The organism is Kitasatospora sp. NBC_01539 (genome assembly GCF_045040525.1).
In the GTDB taxonomy this organism is placed as follows: Bacteria; Actinomycetota; Actinomycetes; order Streptomycetales; family Streptomycetaceae; genus Kitasatospora.
Genome location: NZ_CP109390.1, coordinates 5,373,529 through 5,392,496, shown reverse-complemented (window position 1 = coordinate 5,392,496; position 18,968 = coordinate 5,373,529). Strand labels below are relative to the sequence as shown.

The 18,968-nt window shown below is 69.1% G+C and carries 13 protein-coding genes and 3 rRNA genes; 4 read left to right on the top strand and 12 right to left on the bottom strand.

The features are described 5' to 3' along the window. Positions 1-5 precede the first annotated feature (5 nt). Complete coding sequence (locus tag OG335_RS23400; protein ID WP_405013080.1) at positions 6-1,316, top strand: DUF58 domain-containing protein; 1,311 nt, start codon at positions 6-8, stop codon at positions 1,314-1,316. Here OG335_RS23400 and OG335_RS23395 read toward each other — a convergent pair. Further along, positions 1,283-2,065 (bottom strand): helix-turn-helix domain-containing protein, encoded by a 783-nt coding sequence (locus OG335_RS23395; RefSeq protein WP_405013079.1) that lies wholly within the window; start codon positions 2,063-2,065, stop codon positions 1,283-1,285. The two genes, OG335_RS23400 and OG335_RS23395, sit on opposite strands and share 34 nt — an antisense overlap. Positions 2,066-2,149: 84 nt before the next feature. Between OG335_RS23395 and OG335_RS23390 the strand changes: the two genes are divergently transcribed. Next, on the top strand, positions 2,150-3,133 hold the full coding sequence (locus OG335_RS23390; RefSeq protein WP_405013078.1) for an LLM class flavin-dependent oxidoreductase: 984 nt from the start codon (positions 2,150-2,152) through the stop codon (positions 3,131-3,133). A 130-nt stretch (positions 3,134-3,263) separates the two neighbouring features. Here OG335_RS23390 and rrf read toward each other — a convergent pair. The 4 genes from rrf to OG335_RS23370 all read right to left on the bottom strand — a co-directional run bounded on the left by rrf (position 3,264) and on the right by OG335_RS23370 (position 9,969). Continuing rightward, positions 3,264-3,380 (bottom strand): 5S ribosomal RNA (rrf, locus tag OG335_RS23385). 97 nt (positions 3,381-3,477) lie between these two features. After that, positions 3,478-6,586: ribosomal RNA gene (locus tag OG335_RS23380) — 23S ribosomal RNA — on the bottom strand. Between the two features lie 281 nt (positions 6,587-6,867). Next, a 16S ribosomal RNA gene (locus tag OG335_RS23375) occupies positions 6,868-8,389 on the bottom strand. The 16S, 23S and 5S rRNA genes sit together here, the layout of an rRNA operon. A gap of 575 nt (positions 8,390-8,964) precedes the next feature. Further along, the gene (locus OG335_RS23370; RefSeq protein WP_405013077.1) at positions 8,965-9,969 is read right to left on the bottom strand and encodes a stage II sporulation protein M; all 1,005 of its coding nucleotides are present in this window, start codon (positions 9,967-9,969) and stop codon (positions 8,965-8,967) included. Positions 9,970-10,080: 111 nt separating this feature from the next. Here OG335_RS23370 and OG335_RS23365 point away from each other — a divergent pair, with 111 nt between their 5' ends. Continuing rightward, the gene (locus OG335_RS23365; protein WP_405015495.1) at positions 10,081-11,037 is read left to right on the top strand and encodes an RDD family protein; all 957 of its coding nucleotides are present in this window, start codon (positions 10,081-10,083) and stop codon (positions 11,035-11,037) included. Positions 11,038-11,190: 153 nt separating this feature from the next. Here the strand turns inward: OG335_RS23365 and OG335_RS23360 are convergent, their stop codons facing one another. The 7 genes from OG335_RS23360 to OG335_RS23330 form a co-directional block, all read right to left on the bottom strand. Beyond that, positions 11,191-11,838 (bottom strand): hypothetical protein, encoded by a 648-nt coding sequence (locus OG335_RS23360; protein ID WP_405013076.1) that lies wholly within the window; start codon positions 11,836-11,838, stop codon positions 11,191-11,193. A 203-nt stretch (positions 11,839-12,041) separates the two neighbouring features. Next, a complete protein-coding gene (gene ahcY / locus OG335_RS23355; protein WP_405013075.1) occupies positions 12,042-13,490 on the bottom strand; it encodes an adenosylhomocysteinase in 1,449 nt (482 codons plus the stop codon). Between the two features lie 367 nt (positions 13,491-13,857). Further along, on the bottom strand, positions 13,858-14,832 hold the full coding sequence (locus OG335_RS23350) for a cation diffusion facilitator family transporter (RefSeq protein WP_405013074.1): 975 nt from the start codon (positions 14,830-14,832) through the stop codon (positions 13,858-13,860). A 120-nt stretch (positions 14,833-14,952) separates the two neighbouring features. Continuing rightward, positions 14,953-16,119 carry an SIS domain-containing protein gene (locus OG335_RS23345; protein WP_405013073.1) on the bottom strand — a complete coding sequence of 389 codons (1,167 nt, stop codon included), beginning with the start codon at positions 16,117-16,119 and terminating at the stop codon, positions 14,953-14,955. A 34-nt stretch (positions 16,120-16,153) separates the two neighbouring features. Next, positions 16,154-16,336, bottom strand: a complete 183-nt coding sequence (locus OG335_RS23340; protein ID WP_405013072.1) for a Trm112 family protein — start codon at positions 16,334-16,336, stop codon at positions 16,154-16,156. A 128-nt stretch (positions 16,337-16,464) separates the two neighbouring features. Then, a complete protein-coding gene (locus tag OG335_RS23335) occupies positions 16,465-17,859 on the bottom strand; it encodes a phosphomannomutase/phosphoglucomutase (RefSeq protein WP_405012343.1) in 1,395 nt (464 codons plus the stop codon). A 158-nt stretch (positions 17,860-18,017) separates the two neighbouring features. Then, the gene (locus OG335_RS23330) at positions 18,018-18,431 is read right to left on the bottom strand and encodes a DUF3499 domain-containing protein (protein WP_405013071.1); all 414 of its coding nucleotides are present in this window, start codon (positions 18,429-18,431) and stop codon (positions 18,018-18,020) included. An 83-nt stretch (positions 18,432-18,514) separates the two neighbouring features. On the opposite strand from OG335_RS23330, the gene OG335_RS23325 reads away from it, so the two are divergent. Continuing rightward, positions 18,515-18,967, top strand: a complete 453-nt coding sequence (locus tag OG335_RS23325; RefSeq protein WP_405013070.1) for a metallopeptidase family protein — start codon at positions 18,515-18,517, stop codon at positions 18,965-18,967. Position 18,968 lies beyond the last annotated feature (1 nt).

Here is an 18,968-nt window from a genome sequence, read left to right as displayed (position 1 = left end):
CGCCCATGGCCCTGACCGGCCGTACCGCCCTGCTCGCCGCGCTGGGCGCGCTCGTCGTCGGCCTGGTCGTCCCCTCGTGGGTGGGGGTCGGCGCGGCCGCCCTGCTCGTCCTGCTCGCCGTCACCGCCGACCTGGTCCTCGCCGCCCCGGTCCGCAGCCTGCTGCTCGAACGGTCCGGCGACACCCGCGTCCGCCTCGGCGAGACCGCGCAGGTCGAGCTGTCCGTCACCAACCCGTCCGGGCGCCCGCTCCGCTCCCTCGTCAGGGACGCCTGGCCCCCGTCCGCCTGGCACCCCGGCAGCTCGTACGACAACGCCCGGCACTCCGTCACCGTCCCCGCCGGGGAGCGACGGAGGCTCACCACCGTGCTGGGGCCAACCCGCCGCGGCGACCACCACACGCACCGGGTGACGATCCGTTCGTACGGCCCGCTCGGCCTCGCCGCCCGGCAGGGGGCCCACCGCGTGCCGTGGACGGTCCGGGCGCTGCCGCCGTTCGCCAGCCGCCGTCACCTGCCGTCGCGGCTCGCCCGGCTGCGCGAACTCGACGGCCGCACCTCCGTCCTGACCCGCGGCCAGGGCACGGAGTTCGACTCGCTCCGCGAGTACCTCCCCGGCGACGACGTCCGGTCCATCGACTGGCGGGCCAGCGCGCGCCGCCACACCGTCGCCGTGCGCACCTGGCGGCCCGAACGCGACCGGCACATCCTGATCGTCCTCGACACCGGACGCACCTCGGCCGGCCGGGTCGGCGACGCCCCCCGGCTGGACGCCTCGCTCGACGCCGCCCTGCTCCTCACGGCCCTCGCCACCCGGGCCGGCGACCGGGTCGACCTCCTCGCCCACGACCGGCGCCGCCGTACCGCGGTGGCCGGCCGATCCGCCGCCGACGTCCTGCCCGCCTTCACCGAGGCCATGACCACGCTGGAGCCCGCGCTCGTCGAGACCGACCTGCGCGCGCTCACCGCCGCCGCGCTGCGGATGGCCCCGCACCGCTCCCTGATCGTGCTCCTGACCGGCCTGGAGTCCGGGGCCGTCGAGGAGGGCCTGCTCCCGCAGCTGCCCCTGCTCACCAAGCGCCACGAGGTCGTCCTCGCCGCCCTCGCCGACCCCCGGCTGGAGGAGCTCGCGGCAGGCCGCGGCACCCTGGACGCCGTCTACGGCGCCGCCGCGGCCGAGCAGACCCGCGCCGACCGCCGCAGCACCGCCGAACGCCTCACCCGGCACGGCGTGACCGTGCTCGACGCACCGCCCGCTGCCCTGCCCCCGGCCCTCGCGGACGCCTACCTCGCCCTCAAGGCCGCCGGACGGCTCTGAGCGAGCCGCTCCGCCGTCTCCGCGTCCGCGGGCAGGAACGCCTCCAGCCGGAGTTCGGAGAGCGTGACGTCCACCGCGGTGGCGAAGGTCGTGACCGTGGTGATCAGGTTCAACTCGCTCCGACCGGAGCGCAGCCGCAGGGGTACGGCGAAGCCGAGCGGCGCCCCCGCGGGCTCCTCCGGTGGGAGGTAGCCCGCCAACTCGCGGTGCAGCTCGGCCAGTCCGTCGTCCGCCTCCGACTCGGCCCGCCGGGTGAGCCGCTCGACGACGTGCCGCGCCCACTCGGGGAAGTTGAGGATCCGCGGGGCGAGCCCCTGCGGGTGCAGCGCGAGGCGGTACATGTTGGCGCCGGGAGCGCACAGTTCGGCGGCCGCCCCCTCCGTCAGCAGCGCGAACGCCGCATTGGCCGCCACCAGCACGCCGTACCGGTCCACCACGACCGCCGGGTACGGCAGATGGCCGGCCAGCACGTGCTCCAGCGCGTCCAGAACGGGCGCCAACGCGGCCCCGTCCAGCCGGCTCTCCGGGTACGCCGGTGCGTAACCCGCCGCCAGGAGAAGATCGTTGCGGTCGCGGAGCCCGAGCTGCAACGACTCCGCGAGCCGGAGCACCATGGCCCGGCCGGGCGCCGAACGGCCGCTCTCCATGAAGCTCACGTGCCGCTGGGTCGTGCCGGCCCGTAACGCCAGATCCAGCTGGCTCACCCGGTGGCGGGTCCGACGTTCGCGCAGTGCACGGGAGAAGTCCACGCCGCCAGTCTCGGCCCCGGCCCTCCCACTCGCCATTCCCTCCAGGGAATTGAGAGCCTTCCCTGCCGGGCGCAGGCTCGTCCCATGCAGAACGACACCGAGACCGGCCCCGCGAACCACCCGGCCACCGACCGTGGCCTGGGCGTCCTCCTCCCGACCGGCAGCGCGCAGTGGGGGCAGGGCGCCGACCCCCGCGAGCTCGTGCCGTTCGCCCTGCGGGCCGAACAGCTGGGCTACGACGCGCTCTTCGTCAACGACTCGCTGCTGACACCCCGGATCGAGGCGCTCACCATGCTGGCCGCCCTGGCCCCCGTCACCCGGCATGCGACGCTCGGCACCGGGGCCCTCCTGCCGTTCCTCCGACGCCCGGTGCAGGCGGCCCAGGCACTGGCCTCGATCGACCTGCTCTCCGGCGGACGCCTGGCCGTGACGGTCGGCGCCGGCTTCCCCGGCCACTTCGGGCAGCCGCTGTACGCACTCTCCGAAGTCCCGTGGGAGCGGCGGTTCAAGCGCCTCGACGAGACCGTCGCCCTGTGGCGGCAGCTCTGGACCGCCAACGGGCCGACCTCGTTCCACGGCGAGATCCTCCGATTCGACGACGTCCCGCCGTCCACCCGCCCGTTCCAGCCGGGCGGGCCACCGATCTGGCTGGGCGGTGCCACCCCGGCCGCCCTCGCCCGCGCCGGCCGCTTGTACGACGGGTGGCTCCCCTATCCGCCCGACCCCGCCGACTACCGGACGGGCCTGACGGCCGTCCAGGAGGCCGCCACGGCCGCGGGACGCCACGCCGGGAGCATCACCCCCGCCCTCTTCGTCTCCGTGCTGGTGGCGGCCGACGAAGCCTCCGGGCGGCGCGCCATGGACGTCTACGCCCGCGCCAACTACGGCCTGGGGCTCGAAGACCTGGAGCAGGTCCAAGCCGTCGTCACCGGCCCCGCCGACCAGGTGGCCGCCCGACTCCGGCAGTACCGCGACGCCGGCGCCCGCCGACTCGTCGTCCGGCTGGGGGCCCTGGATCTCCCCGCCCAGTACGAACAGCTGGAACTCGTCGCCGGCCTCGCGACCTGACCTGACCTGACCCACCGACATCGGCCGACATCGGCACTGGTCCCAGGGCCGGTCCCATTCCGCGGTGAATGTGTGCCGTAAACGCAGTGAAGCCCCCTCCCGGACGGGAGGGGGCTTCACTGGAATGATTGTTCGGCGGCGTCCTACTCTCCCACAGGGTCCCCCCTGCAGTACCATCGGCGCTACGAGGCTTAGCTTCCGGGTTCGGAATGTAACCGGGCGTTTCCCTCACGCTATGACCACCGAAACACTATGAAACTGTCACCACCCACCCGCGAACTCAGGACACAGCCTGGTGCGATGGGGGTCGTTGTTTCAGAACAACACAGTGGACGCGAGCAACTGAGGACAAGCCCTCGGCCTATTAGTACCGGTCAACTCCACCCCTTACAGGGCTTCCATATCCGGCCTATCAACCCAGTCGTCTACTGGGAGCCTTACCCTCTCAAGGAGGTGGGAGTGCTCATCTCGAAGCAGGCTTCCCGCTTAGATGCTTTCAGCGGTTATCCCTCCCGAACGTAGCCAACCAGCCATGCCCTTGGCAGGACAACTGGCACACCAGAGGTTCGTCCGTCCCGGTCCTCTCGTACTAGGGACAGCCCTTCTCAACACTCCTACGCGCACAGCGGATAGGGACCGAACTGTCTCACGACGTTCTAAACCCAGCTCGCGTACCGCTTTAATGGGCGAACAGCCCAACCCTTGGGACCTACTCCAGCCCCAGGATGCGACGAGCCGACATCGAGGTGCCAAACCATCCCGTCGATATGGACTCTTGGGGAAGATCAGCCTGTTATCCCCGGGGTACCTTTTATCCGTTGAGCGACGGCGCTTCCACAAGCCACCGCCGGATCACTAGTCCCTACTTTCGTACCTGCTCGACCCGTCAGTCTCACAGTCAAGCTCCCTTGTGCACTTACACTCAACACCTGATTGCCAACCAGGCTGAGGGAACCTTTGGGCGCCTCCGTTACTCTTTAGGAGGCAACCGCCCCAGTTAAACTACCCACCAGACACTGTCCCTGATCCGGATCACGGACCCAGGTTAGACATCCAGCACGACCAGAGTGGTATTTCAACGTCGACTCCACCATGACTGGCGTCACGGCTTCAAAGTCTCCCACCTATCCTACACAAGCCGAACCGAACACCAATATCAAGCTATAGTAAAGGTCCCGGGGTCTTTCCGTCCTGCTGCGCGAAACGAGCATCTTTACTCGTAATGCAATTTCACCGGGCCTGTGGTTGAGACAGTCGAGAAGTCGTTACGCCATTCGTGCAGGTCGGAACTTACCCGACAAGGAATTTCGCTACCTTAGGATGGTTATAGTTACCACCGCCGTTTACTGGCGCTTAAGTTCTCAGCTTCGCCCGACCGAAATCGGACTAACCGGTCCCCTTAACGTTCCAGCACCGGGCAGGCGTCAGTCCGTATACATCGCCTTACGGCTTCGCACGGACCTGTGTTTTTAGTAAACAGTCGCTTCTCGCTGGTCTCTGCGGCCACCCCCAGCTCAGAGTGCAAGACTCATCACCAGGAATGGCCCCCTTCTCCCGAAGTTACGGGGGCATTTTGCCGAGTTCCTTAACCACAGTTCACCCGAACGCCTCGGTATTCTCTACCTGACCACCTGAGTCGGTTTGGGGTACGGGCCGCCATGAAACTCGCTAGAGGCTTTTCTCGACAGCATAGGATCATCCACTTCACCACAATCGGCTCGGCATCAGGTCTCAGCCTCAATGAACGGCGGATTTGCCTACCGTTCGGCCTACACCCTTACCCCGGGACTACCACCGCCCGGGCTGGACTACCTTCCTGCGTCACCCCATCGCTCACCTACTACCCCGTTGGGTCACCGGCTCCACCACGTCCCATTGTCCGAAGACTCCGGGCCGGCTTCGCGGGCTTAGCATCAAGAGGTTCGACGTTGGCGCTTCAAAGCGGGTACGGGAATATCAACCCGTTGTCCATCGACTACGCCTGTCGGCCTCGCCTTAGGTCCCGACTTACCCTGGGCAGATCAGCTTGACCCAGGAACCCTTGGTCAATCGGCGCAAGAGTTTCCCACTCTTGTATCGCTACTCATGCCTGCATTCTCACTCGTGAACCGTCCACAACTGGATTCCTCCGCTGCTTCACCCGGCACACGACGCTCCCCTACCCATCCACAGCGCCGTTGGGCGTATTCTGTGAATGACACGACTTCGGTGGTGTGCTTGAGCCCCGCTACATTGTCGGCGCGGAATCACTTGACCAGTGAGCTATTACGCACTCTTTCAAGGGTGGCTGCTTCTAAGCCAACCTCCTGGTTGTCTCTGCGACTCCACATCCTTTCCCACTTAGCACACGCTTAGGGACCTTAGTCGGTGTTCTGGGCTGTTTCCCTCTCGACCATGGAGCTTATCCCCCACAGTCTCACTGCCGCGCTCTCACTTACCGGCATTCGGAGTTTGGCTAAGGTCAGTAACCCGTTGAGGCCCATCGCCTATCCAGTGCTCTACCTCCGGCAAGAAACACACGACGCTGCACCTAAATGCATTTCGGGGAGAACCAGCTATCACGGAGTTTGATTGGCCTTTCACCCCTAACCACAGGTCATCCCCCAGGTTTTCAACCCTGGTGGGTTCGGTCCTCCACACGGTCTTACCCGCGCTTCAACCTGCCCATGGCTAGATCACTCCGCTTCGGGTCTTGGGCATGCAACTATGACCGCCCTATTCGGACTCGCTTTCGCTACGGCTACCCCACACGGGTTAACCTCGCTACACACCGCAAACTCGCAGGCTCATTCTTCAAAAGGCACGCAGTCACACCCCACAAGGAGATGCCCCCACGGCTTGTAGGCACACGGTTTCAGGTACTATTTCACTCCGCTCCCGCGGTACTTTTCACCATTCCCTCACGGTACTATCCGCTATCGGTCACCAGGGAATATTTAGGCTTAGCGGGTGGTCCCGCCAGATTCACACGGGATTTCTCGGGCCCCGTGCTACTTGGGAGAAGCTCAAGCAAGCCGTACAGATTTCGTCTACGGGGGTCTTACCCTCTACGCCGGACCTTTCGCATGTCCTTCGACTACCCATACGGTTTCTGACTCGCCCAGCCGCCGGCAGACGACTGAAGAACTTTCCCACAACCCCGTCATGGCAACCCCTGCCGGGTCTCACACCATGCCGGTTTGGCCTCATCCGGTTTCGCTCGCCACTACTCCCGGAATCACGGTTGTTTTCTCTTCCTGCGGGTACTGAGATGTTTCACTTCCCCGCGTTCCCTCCACATACCCTATGTGTTCAGGTATGGGTGACAGCCCATGACAACTGCCGGGTTTCCCCATTCGGACACCCCCGGATCAAAGCTCGGTTGACAGCTCCCCGGGGCCTATCGCGGCCTCCCACGTCCTTCATCGGTTCCTGGTGCCAAGGCATCCACCGTGCGCCCTTAAAAACTTGGCCTACAGATGCTCGCGTCCACTGTGCAGTTCTCAAACAACGACCAGACACCCACCCTCCCACACCGAACGGTGCAGTCACGTGAGGCCGGCACCCAGAGGCAACAGACCAGACGGCCGTCCCCTCAGGACCCAACAGCGTGCCCGACCCGACCGGATCACCACCACGTTCCACGCCCCGAAGAGCAGTACTAGCAGTCGTCACCGACCGTGCCGAATAGTCAACGTTCCACCCATGAGCAACCGTGCGAGACATTCGCTCGCAACCGGCTATGTGCTCCTTAGAAAGGAGGTGATCCAGCCGCACCTTCCGGTACGGCTACCTTGTTACGACTTCGTCCCAATCGCTGGTCCCACCTTCGACGGCTCCCTCCCAAGGGTTAGGCCACCGGCTTCGGGTGTTACCGACTTTCGTGACGTGACGGGCGGTGTGTACAAGGCCCGGGAACGTATTCACCGCAGCATGCTGATCTGCGATTACTAGCAACTCCAACTTCATGGGGTCGAGTTGCAGACCCCAATCCGAACTGAGGCCGGCTTTTTGGGATTCGCTCCGCCTCGCGGCATCGCAGCCCTTTGTACCGACCATTGTAGCACGTGTGCAGCCCAAGACATAAGGGGCATGATGATTTGACGTCGTCCCCACCTTCCTCCGAGTTGACCCCGGCAGTCTCCTGTGAGTCCCCATCACCCCGAAAGGCATGCTGGCAACACAGAACAAGGGTTGCGCTCGTTGCGGGACTTAACCCAACATCTCACGACACGAGCTGACGACAACCATGCACCACCTGTACACCGACCACAAGGGGGCGCCTATCTCTAGACGTTTCCGGCGTATGTCAAGCCTTGGTAAGGTTCTTCGCGTTGCGTCGAATTAAGCCACATGCTCCGCTGCTTGTGCGGGCCCCCGTCAATTCCTTTGAGTTTTAGCCTTGCGGCCGTACTCCCCAGGCGGGGAACTTAATGCGTTAGCTGCGGCACCGACGACGTGGAATGTCGCCAACACCTAGTTCCCAACGTTTACGGCGTGGACTACCAGGGTATCTAATCCTGTTCGCTCCCCACGCTTTCGCTCCTCAGCGTCAGTAATGGCCCAGAGATCCGCCTTCGCCACCGGTGTTCCTCCTGATATCTGCGCATTTCACCGCTACACCAGGAATTCCGATCTCCCCTACCACACTCTAGCCTGCCCGTATCGAATGCAGACCCGGGGTTAAGCCCCGGGCTTTCACATCCGACGCGACAGGCCGCCTACGAGCTCTTTACGCCCAATAATTCCGGACAACGCTCGCACCCTACGTATTACCGCGGCTGCTGGCACGTAGTTAGCCGGTGCTTCTTCTGCAGGTACCGTCACTTGCGCTTCTTCCCTGCTGAAAGAGGTTTACAACCCGAAGGCCGTCATCCCTCACGCGGCGTCGCTGCATCAGGCTTTCGCCCATTGTGCAATATTCCCCACTGCTGCCTCCCGTAGGAGTCTGGGCCGTGTCTCAGTCCCAGTGTGGCCGGTCGCCCTCTCAGGCCGGCTACCCGTCGTCGCCTTGGTAGGCCATTACCCCACCAACAAGCTGATAGGCCGCGGGCCCATCCTGCACCGCCGGAGCTTTACACCGTCAACCATGCGGAAGACGGTCATATCCGGTATTAGACCCCGTTTCCAGGGCTTGTCCCAGAGTGCAGGGCAGATTGCCCACGTGTTACTCACCCGTTCGCCACTGATCCACCCCGAAGGGCTTCACCGTTCGACTTGCATGTGTTAAGCACGCCGCCAGCGTTCGTCCTGAGCCAGGATCAAACTCTCCGTGAATGATTACCCGCAATCGGGTTCACACCCGCGTTGAGCGGCACGGCAACCCCCGGAATAGGGAGCCCCGCGCACTGCGTCCTCGCTGTGTTATTTACTACAAAAGGAATCTCCAACCCCAGGAAACCTGAGGCCGGGGATGTCAACATATCTGGCGTTGACTTTTGGCACGCTGTTGAGTTCTCAAGGAACGGACACTTCCTTCGGACCGCCTTCCAGCGGACCCTCCGGGTGTTTCGCTCTTTCGTGTTCCCAGCCTATCAGACCCTCGGTGTCCGTTTTACCGGCTTCCGATTTTCCAAATTCCCGCTGGGGGGATTTCCTCGACTTCGCAACGAACCTTATCAAAAGATTCGCGATGCTCAGTCCGGGGATTTGTCTTCGCCGGGTGGCGATCCTTTCGGACGCTCTGCCTCAGCTCGACGGTGTCGTAGACACTACGCCTCAGCCCGGCCGTTGTCCAGCCGGTCTCAACCGTTCAAACCTACTAGCCCGTCACGACCACGTCAATGGCCCTTCGGGGATGATCACGAGCCTACCAGGGTCGAGACCTTCCTCCGGACAGACCCGCAGGCGGGTCACGCCGCAATCGGCTGGGCGTCCGTCCGGTCGGCCTCGTCGACGTCTCCGATCTCGCCGCCGGCCGCTGCACGCCGGCCGTGGACGAGTGCGTAGAGGAGGAACAGCGCCTCCGCCAGGACGCCGATCGAGATCCGGGCCCAGGTCGGGAGGCCCGACGGGGTCACGAACGCCTCGATCGCACCCGTGACCATCAGCACCGCGGCAAGGCCGATCGACATGCCGATCGCCGCGCGGCCCTCCTCCGCGAGGGCGGTACCCCGGGTGCGCGGGCCCGGGTCGACGACCGTCCAACCCAGGCGGAGACCGACGCCCGCCGCGACGAACACGGCGGTGAGTTCCAGCAGACCGTGCGGGAGCAGCAGCCCCAGGAAGAGGTCGAGCCGCCCGGCGGACGACATCAGGCCGAGCCCCACGCCGAGGTTGAGGACGTTCTCCAGCAGCACGTACACCACGGGAAGGCCGAGCAGCACACCGAAGACGAGGCACTGGGCGGCGACCCAGGCGTTGTTCGTCCACACCTGGAAGGCGAAGGAGGTCGCCGGGTGCTCGGAGTAGTACGCCTCGAATCCCCCGCCGGGACGCGTCATCTCCCGCAGCTCCTCGGCCGCCCCGAGGCTGGCACGCACCTCGGGATGGGTCGACACCCACCACGCGACCAGCGCGCTGAGAAGGATCGACAGCACCCCGATGGGTATCCACCACCACCGGGCGCGGTACAGCGCGGCGGGGAAGCTGACGGTGAAGAAGCGGCCGGCGTCGCGCCAGGAGGACGTCCGCGCTCCTGTCACCGCGCCCCGGCCGCGGGCCACCAGCGTGGTGAGGCGCCCTTCGAGCACCGGGTCGGGCGCGGCGGACTGCACCTGGGCGAGGTGGCCGGTGACGCGCTGGTACAACGCGATCAACTCGTCGGCCTCCGCGCCGGAGAGCCGACGGCGGCGGCTCAGCGTTTCCAGGCGGCGCCACTCCTCCTGGTGCGAGGCGACGAAGACGTCCAGGTCCATGCGGCTCACTCCACAGGCGCGGCGAAGGCGGGGCTGGCCTAGCTTGCCAGAGCAGGGCCGCCGTATGTTTGGCGGCCGGGGATGGCGTCGGAGCGGATGGGGTGGGTGCTGGTGGACGACCTGGTGACGGGAGAGGCCGTCGTCCTGGGGTTGAGGACGGCGAAGGTGCCGAGCCGGGCGTTGGCGATCGCCCTGGACCTGGCCGTGGAGACGGTCGTCCTGGCGGCGACGACGACGGTGGTGCTCACCGCCGTGCCCGGGCTCGACGAGGCTGCTGCCGCGGCGGTCCTCCTCGGACTCGCCGTGTTCTTCCTGCTGGGCGTACCGGTGCTGGTCGAGACGCTCTCCCGCGGAAGGTCGCTCGGCAAGCTGGCCCTCGGGCTGCGGGTCGTGCGGGCGGACGGCGGCCCGGTGCGCTTCCGACACGCACTCGTCCGGGGGCTCGTCGCGGTGCTGGAGATCTCGATGACGATGGGGGCCGTGGCGGTGGTCGCCTCGGTGGTCTCGCCCCAGGGCCGACGGCTCGGCGACGTCTTCGCCGGAACCCTCGTCGTCCGGGAACGCCTGCCGATGGCCGCGCGCCGGCAGTCGGACCTGCCACCGGTGCACCCGGGCCTTCTGCACGCCATCGGCGAGCACCTGGTCGCCCTGGACCTCTCGGCCGTACCCGACGGCCTCTGGCTGGCCGTCCGCCAACTGCTCGGCCGCCTCGGACAGTTGGACCCGGCCGTGGCCGCGGCCATGGCCGGGCGGCTCGCGGCCGACGTCGTCGGACGCACCGGGCGCCCGGTGCCGTACGGCGTGCACCCGGCCGCCTACCTCGGTGCGGTGCTCACGGAGCGGCAGCGCCGCGAGTGGGAGCGGGCCTCCGAGGCCGCACGGCGTCAGGCCGGCTCCGCGGCGTACGCCCCGGCTGCCGGGGCTCCGTTCGCACCGCCGCCCGCGCCGTTCGCACCGCCCGCGGGTCCCCCGGGTACCCCGGTTGCTCCGGCTGTCCCGGCCACGGCGCCGCTCCACTCCGCACCGCCCGCGCCCCCGGCACCGTCCGGTTTCGCGCCGCCCGCCTGAGCATTCACCTCGCCGCGCACGTCCACCTCCCGGTGAACGTGCGCGTCCGCGTGAGCACTGCCCCGGCCACACGCGGTCGCCGCACCGTGAACGTCCGTTCCGCCGTGCACGTGCGCTGCACCGTGAACTCTTGCCCCACACCGTGGAGCCCGGTCACATCGTGAAGTCCGGCCAGGGGTTGGGCTGCGATTCCAGCTCCTCCAGCTCGATCCCCGGGCCGGCCAGCACCACGTCCCCCGCCAGGTGCACCGTCTGCTGTTCCCCGGTGGCGAGGTCGGCCACCACGTAGCGCTCGACGAGCAGCGGCCCGCTGTCCGTCTCGTGCGTGTCGACGGCGGCGAGCTGCCAGTTCTGGTCGACGGTGCGCGGTGCGAGGACGGGCTCCGTCAGGGCCACCAGCCGTACGCGCGTGCTCGCGCCGGCCTCCAGTCGGAGCATGCGGGCCGTGGCAACGAGGAACGCGGGCGACGTGCCGGTGAATCCGTGTGCCCGGTCGTGACCCTCGACCGCCTGCTCGCCCGCCGGGTCGTCGGCTGCGGCACGGACCCACGCGACGCCGTCCACCGCGCCGCCCCGGACCTGCCAGCCGCCCGCCCGGACCTCCAGACGGAGCGGTCGGCAGCGGGAGTCGAGCGTGAGGTCGGTGGTGCCGAGCACGGAGCCGTCGGGGGCGTACGTCTTGGACACGTAGCGCCAGCCGGCCGGGCCGGGGGCGCAACGGAAGCGTTCCTCGGCGACCAGCACGGGACCGTGGCCGGCGGGGCCGGTGTCGGTGTTCAGGGAGTATCGGCCGTTGGGCATGCCGAGAAGCCTAGGCGCCGCAGGTGCCGGGAGCGGCTCCGGGCCGCGGAAGCCGCGCGTACCCCGACGGCTCACGGGCGGCGGCACTGACTCGGAGGGCTGCAGGCGCTTCCCGGGAACGGGCGTGCGCCCGGTGCCGGGGCACCGGGCGCACACTCAGGACCGTGCGGGAGACGGGATCCGTCGCAGGATCCGCAGCGGGATCAGTAGCGGTACTGCTCCGGCTTGTACGGGCCCTCGACCGGGACGCCGATGTAGTCGGCCTGGTCCTTGCTGAGGACGGTGAGCTTGACGCCGAGCGCGTCCAGGTGGAGGCGGGCGACCTTCTCGTCCAGGTGCTTCGGCAGGACGTACACGCCGACCGGGTACTGCGCGGTCTTGGTGAAGAGCTCGATCTGCGCGATGGTCTGGTTCGCGAAGGAGTTCGACATCACGAAGGACGGGTGGCCGGTCGCGTTGCCGAGGTTCAGCAGGCGGCCCTCGGAGAGCACGATGATGGTGCGGCCGTCGGCCTTGCGCCACTCGTGGACCTGCGGCTTGACCTCGGTCTTGACGACGCCCGGGAGCTCGCCGAGGCCGGCGATGTCGATCTCGTTGTCGAAGTGGCCGATGTTGCCGACGATGGCCTGGTGCTTCATCCGCGCCATGTGCGAGGCGAGGATGATGTCCTTGTTGCCGGTGGTGGTGATGAAGATGTCGGCCGTCTCGACGACGTCGTCCAGGGTGGTGACCTGGTAGCCGTCCATCGCCGCCTGGAGCGCGCAGATCGGGTCGATCTCGGTGATGATCACGCGGGCGCCCTGGCCGCGGAGCGACTCCGCGCAGCCCTTGCCGACGTCGCCGTAGCCGCAGACGACGGCGACCTTGCCGCCGATCAGGACGTCGGTGGCGCGGTTGATGCCGTCGATGAGCGAGTGGCGGCAGCCGTACTTGTTGTCGAACTTCGACTTGGTGACGGCGTCGTTGACGTTGATGGCCGGGAACAGCAGCTTGCCGTCGCGGTGCATCTCGTACAGGCGGTGGACGCCGGTGGTGGTCTCCTCGGTGACGCCCTTGATCGTGGCGGCCATCTCGGTCCACTTGCTGGGGGACTCGGTGAGGGTGCGGTTGAGCACCTGGAGGATGATCCGGTACTCGTCGTTGTCCGCGGTGGACGGGTCCGGGGCCTCGCCGGCCTTCTCGAACTCGACGCCCTTGTGGATCAGCAGGGTGGCGTCACCGCCGTCGTCGAGGATCATGTTCGGGGTGCGGCCGTCGGGCCAGGTCAGCGCCTGCTCGGTGCACCACCAGTACTCCTCCAGGGTCTCGCCCTTCCAGGCGAAGACCGGCACGCCGGCCGGGGCGTCGACGGTGCCCTCGGGGCCGACCGCGATGGCGGCGGCGGCGTGGTCCTGGGTGGAGAAGATGTTGCAGGAGCACCAGCGGACCTCGGCGCCGAGCGCGGTGAGCGTCTCGATGAGGACGGCGGTCTGCACGGTCATGTGCAGCGAGCCGGTGATGCGGGCGCCGGCGAGCGGCTGGGTGGCGGCGTACTCGGCGCGGATCGACATCAGGCCGGGCATCTCGTGCTCGGCGAGCTGGATCTCCTTGCGGCCGAAGGACGCCAGGGAGAGGTCGGCGACCTTGAAGTCACCGTTGAGGTTGGACGACATGCGGGGTACTCCTCGCTGCGTGGGCCGGTGAACGGGTGTGCTCCGCCGCAGGGCGGCACGGACGCCACTCTGCTGCGCGGCACAATCCGTCGGAGGACCTCTCTCCCTCGACCGGTGCACGGGGGCTCCGATCGACCGCCATCAGCAGCGACGTTTGGCTCTGGGACGAATCTACACCGCGCCGTCCCCCCGGCGACCGGACTACGGGAACGGCGCGCACTTTCCGGCCGCCCTCAGCACCGCCCCTCGGCACTCACCCGGCCCGCGCACCGGCACCGCCCGCCCGCCGGGCGACCGGCGAACGGGCGGACGGGCGGACGGGCGAACAGCAAGCGGGCAGGCGGGCAGCCGGCCGACAGGCGGCCGGTCAGTGCCGGTCGGGCCCCGGGCCGCCCGGCGTCGCCTCCGGGTCGGGCCCGGCGGCGGCCTTCTCGGCGCTGTAGACGTCGGGCTCCAGGTAGATCGCGCGGGCGATCGGGACGGCCCGCCGGATCCGTGCCTCGGCGGCGTCGATGGCGGCGGCCACCTGGGCGGCGGTGTCCTCGGCGTTGACCGCGATCTTGGCGGCGACGAGGAGTTCCTCCGGGCCGACGTGCAGGGTGCGCATGTGGATGACGTCGGTGACGGTGTCGTGGTCGACGAGGGCGTCGCGGATCTCGGCCACGACCTCCTTGTCGGCGGACTCGCCGATCAGCAGCGACTTGGTCTCCGAGGCCAGGACGAGCGCGATGACCACGAGGAGGAGGCCGATGCAGACGGTGCCGACGCCGTCCCAGACGCCGTCGCCGGTGGCGACGGTGAGGGAGATGCCGATCAGGGCGAGGACGAGGCCGATCAGGGCGCCGGCGTCCTCCAGCAGGACGACCGGGAGCTCCGGGGCCTTGGCCCGGCGGATGTAGTCGGCCCAGCCCATGGTGCCCTTGGCCTTGGCGGACTCCTGGAAGGCCGTCCAGAAGGACCAGCCCTCCATCAGGATCGCGAAGACGAGGACGCCGACGGCCCAGCCCCAGTTGTGGAGCTCGTGCGGGTGGCTGATCTTCTCGTAGCCCTCGTAGAGGGCGAACATGCCGCCGAGGCTGAACAGCACGATCGAGACCAGGAAGCCGTAGATGTACCGCTCGCGGCCGTACCCGAACGGGTGCTGCTCGCTCGCCTCGCGCTTGGCCTGCTTGCCCCCGACGAGCAGCAGGACCTGGTTGCCCGAGTCGGCGACCGAGTGGACGCCCTCGGCCAGCATCGACGAGGAGCCGGTGAAGGCGAAGGCCGTGAACTTGCCCACCGCGATCGCCAGATTCGCGGACAGCGCCGCGACCAGTGCCCTGGTGCCGCCTTCGGTGCTCATGCTGTGGTCCGGTCCCTCCGACTGGGCCGCTCTCCGGCCGTGGCTCAGCTGTCGAGCGCACACAGTATCCCGCCGCCGGAGTGGGGCTGAGCGCCGGTCAGGGCGTGGAGGCGCCGGGGGTCAGCGGGCGAGTCCGAGGTAGACGGCCGCGAAGTCGGCCGGGCCGGCCAGCTCGGCGAGTGCTTCGAGCGGGTCGTCGAGGGTGCTGGTGAACTCCGTGAGCCGCACCTCGTGGGCGGCGGCGAGGCGGCGGGCCCGGCCGACGGCGAACCCGGGGTCGGCGTCCGCGGGCAGTCCGGGGGTGTGCCGCAGCAGTACGGCCTGCAGTTGGAGCGGCTCGGGCTCGTCGACCCGGTCGCGGAAGAAGTCGTCGGGGTCGGCGCCGCCGCCGAGGTGGCCGACGAACATGCCGCGGTGCGCGGTGAGCGCCTGCGGCAGCCGTCCGGTGAGCGCGGGCAGTCCGCCGCGGTCGGCCAGCATCGTCGCGAAGCGTCCGGCGGCGGCCGCCGCCACGGGCCCTTCGGCCCACACCAGCGGTACGGTGCCGGAGAGTTGGGCGGCGAGGCCCTTGGCGGGGTTCAGGTACGCCGCGGCGTCGGGGCGGCAGCGGACGGCGACCTCGTCGAGCCGGTCGGCGAGGGCCTGCAGCGAGCCGGCCGGCAGCTGCGCGGCGCCGACCCGGTCGGCCAGGGCGGCCAGCGGCGCGAGGTGCGCCCAGAGCGCGGCCGGGTCCTCGGCCGGGAGGTCGGGCTCGCCGCCGGGGACGTCGTCCGGTTCGACGGCGCTCTCCGCGAACGGCAGCGCGAGGCCGCGGACCTGCAGCGCCGCCTCGGCGAGCGCGCTGCCGGCTGGCGCGACCACCCCGATCGCGCAGCCCCGCGCGTACGCCTGCTGGGCGAGTCGTACGAGGCCCTGCTCGCGGCCGGTGCTGCTGCTGATCACCAGCAGGTCGAGCGGGCCGATCCAGCCGGGCAGCTGCCAGCGGAGGCCGGAGGAGAAGGAGCCCGGCTCGTCGCGTCGCACGTCGGACGGGACGAGGGGCAGCACCTGGCAGGCCGTGACCGCGAGTGCGGCCAGCACGTCGGCCGCGGCGAGCGCGCTGCCGTGGCCGGCGACCAGCACCGTACGGGGGCGGCCTTCGGGTCGGAGCGCCGAGAGGCCGGCCTCCTCGGCCAGCCGGACGGCGGTGCGGACGCGCGCGCCCGCACCCGCCAGGGCGAGGAGGGCGTGTTCCCGGTCGGCGCGCTGCAGTGCGGCCGGGTCGTCGAGCAGGATGTCGTCGAGCATGCGGCCGGCCTCCAGCGGGCTCACCGGGCAGGGGTCAGGAGGGGCGGCGGGCCTCGTCGACCAGCAGGACGGGGATCTCGTCGCGGACGGGGTAGATCAGCCCGCAGCCGTCGCCGGTGCACCGCAGCTCGGGCTGCTCCTGGTCGGAGCTCTCGGCGAGCGGCGCGTGGCACTGCGGGCAGGCCAGGATCTCCAGCAGGAAGGGCGGCAGGCTCATGGACGTCGTGCTCCGTATTCGTGCGTGGTCGGTGCGGCCGTGCCCCGGCCGGTAGCAACACTACCGGCCGGGGCACGGCCACCGTCAGATCGTCCCGGGTGTGCTCCGGGCCGCCGCGTGGGGTGGGGTCAGGCGCGGACGAGGGCGAGGACGGCGTCGCGGAGCTCGGCCATCCGCGCCGGGTCCTTCGCCTCCACGTTCAACCGCAGCAACGGCTCGGTGTTCGACGCCCGCAGGTTGAACCACCAGTCGTCCCCCGCGACCGTCAACCCGTCCAGCTCGTCCGTCGACACCCCCTCCAGAACCCCGTACACCGCCCGCACCGCAGCCGTACGCCCCACCTGGTCCGCCACCGTCGAGTTGATCTCCCCCGACGCCGCATACCGGTCGTAACGCTCGCACAGCGACGACAACGGCCGCTCCTGCCCGCCCAGCGCCGCCAGCACGTGCAACGCCGCCAGCATCCCCGTGTCCGCCCGCCAGAAATCCCGGAAGTAGTAGTGCGCCGAGTGCTCACCCCCGAACACCGCGTCCGTCCGCGCCATCTCCTGCTTGATGAACGAATGCCCCACCCGGGTACGCACCGCCACCGCACCCGCGTCCGCCACCACCTGCGGCACCGTCCACGACGTGATCAGATTGTGGATCACCGTCGGACGCTCCTCACCCCCCGCCCGCGCCCGCGCGATCTCCCGCTCCGCGACCAGCGCCGTGATCGCCGACGGCGACACCGGCTCACCCCGCTCGTCGATCACGAAACACCGGTCCGCATCCCCGTCGAACGCCAGCCCGATGTCCGCACCCTCCACCCTCACCCGCGCCTGCAGATCCACCAGGTTCGCCGGATCCAGCGGATTCGCCTCATGGTTGGGGAACGTGCCGTCCAGCTCGAAGTACATCGGCACCACCTCCAGCGGCAACCCCGCCAGCACCGTCGGCACCGTGTGACCGCCCATCCCGTTCCCGGCGTCCACCACCACCCTCAACGGCCGGATCCCCGACAGGTCCACCAGCCCCCGCAGATACGACGCGTACCCCTCCAGCGTCTCCCGCGACGACAGCGAACCCACCACCGTCCCCACCGCGGCCGCCGGCACCACCACACCACCGTCCGCACCCGTGCACCACGACTCCACCAGCGCCCGGACCTCCGACAACCCCGTGTCCTGACCCACCGGCGCCGCCCCCGCCCGGCACAACTTGATCCCGTTGTACTCCGCCGGATTGTGCGACGCCGTGAACATCGCCCCCGGCAGATCCATCGACCCCGACGCGTAGTACAGCTGATCCGTCGAACACAGACCGATCTCCACCACATCCGCCCCGAACGCCGCCGCACCCTCCGCGAACGCCCGCGACAACCCCGGCGACGACGGCCGCATGTCATGCCCCACCACCACCGCCGACGCCCCCACCACCCGCACGAACGCCGCACCGAACGCCCACGCCAGCGACCCGTCCCACTGATCCGGCACCACACCCCGGACGTCGTACGCCTTCACCAGCTGACTCAGATCCCGCACTGCCGCTCCGCATCTCTGTACGTGGACCCGTTCGACGTCCGGGGGCCTGCGCGTCGCGTGGACGCGGGCCGTGGTCCCGCGCGGTGCCGCCGGGACGCGCCCGGAAGGGCCCGATCACGGGGCAGCGTACCGGCCGGGGGCGAAGGGGAGGGAACGGCTCAGTTGTCGGGCGACCGCAGGACGCGCAGGTGGCCGCGGCGGCCCACCTCGCCCGGGTCCCCGTCGGGCCCGCCCTGGCGCGAGCTGCGCTCCTGGGGGCGGGCGGCCTCGCGGACGGCGTTCGCGAGGGCTTCGAGGTCGTCACTGGTGCGGCGGACGGGACCGATGTCGGCGGCGAGGCGGACGACGTCCCACCCGCGCGGGGCGGTCAGCCGCTCGGCGTGCTCGGCGCACAGGTCGTAGCAGTGCGGTTCGGCGTAGGTCGCGAGCGGGCCCAGGACCGCGGTGGAGTCCGCGTAGACGTACGTCAGCGTCGCGACGGCCGGCCGGCCGCACGCGGTCCGCGAACAACGACGTACAGAGCTCACGAGGGTGGACGGTACCGCACTCCCGAGCGGGCCGCGACGACCCACCCCCGCGGAGCGTTCCGTGTCGCCGCCGCACGGGGCGCGGGTGGTCCGTTTCCGCCCGTGCAGGGACTACGCTCGACACTGATATGGACAGCCCCACATCTCCGTCCCCGGCCGGCGGGCAGCGGCGACCGCGTCACCGGGACCGCCACGGCCGTGGCCTGCGCGGACCGCTCGCGCCGCCGCAGGTTCCGATCGCGCTGACCCGCTCCGAGCTGTTCGACGACTACGTGCGCGAGTCGGTGGAACGCCTGGAGCGGCGCTGGCCCCAGCTGGTGGACGTCGAGTTCGCCGTGCAGGAGGTGCCGCTGCCGCCGGTCGCCGGCGAGCAGGCCCCGGACGGCGTGCCCCTGGGGCGGGTCATCCCCGCGCACCAGGGCCGCAAGAGCCGGATCGTCGTGTACCGCCGCCCGGTCGAGATCCGCGCCAAGACGCGGGAGGACCGGGCGACGCTCGTCCACGAGATCCTCATCGAGCAGGTGGCCGAACTGCTCGGGCTGTCGCCCGACGCCATCGACCCCCGCTACGACGAGGACTGAC

Excerpts from the sequence above, each read along its gene's own strand:
- OG335_RS23340 (WP_405013072.1), bottom strand. The coding sequence starts at position 16,336 with ATGAGCCTGCCGCCCTTCCTGCTGGAGATCCTGGCCTGCCCGCAGTGC.
- OG335_RS23345 (WP_405013073.1), bottom strand. The coding sequence starts at position 16,119 with ATGCTCGACGACATCCTGCTCGACGACCCGGCCGCACTGCAGCGCGCC.
- OG335_RS23350 (WP_405013074.1), bottom strand. The coding sequence starts at position 14,832 with ATGAGCACCGAAGGCGGCACCAGGGCACTGGTCGCGGCGCTGTCCGCG.
- OG335_RS23325 (WP_405013070.1), top strand. The coding sequence starts at position 18,515 with ATGGACAGCCCCACATCTCCGTCCCCGGCCGGCGGGCAGCGGCGACCG.
- OG335_RS23400 (WP_405013080.1), top strand. The coding sequence starts at position 6 with ATGGCCCTGACCGGCCGTACCGCCCTGCTCGCCGCGCTGGGCGCGCTC.
- ahcY (WP_405013075.1), bottom strand. The coding sequence starts at position 13,490 with ATGTCGTCCAACCTCAACGGTGACTTCAAGGTCGCCGACCTCTCCCTG.
- OG335_RS23360 (WP_405013076.1), bottom strand. The coding sequence starts at position 11,838 with ATGCCCAACGGCCGATACTCCCTGAACACCGACACCGGCCCCGCCGGC.
- OG335_RS23390 (WP_405013078.1), top strand. The coding sequence starts at position 2,150 with ATGCAGAACGACACCGAGACCGGCCCCGCGAACCACCCGGCCACCGAC.
- OG335_RS23370 (WP_405013077.1), bottom strand. The coding sequence starts at position 9,969 with ATGGACCTGGACGTCTTCGTCGCCTCGCACCAGGAGGAGTGGCGCCGC.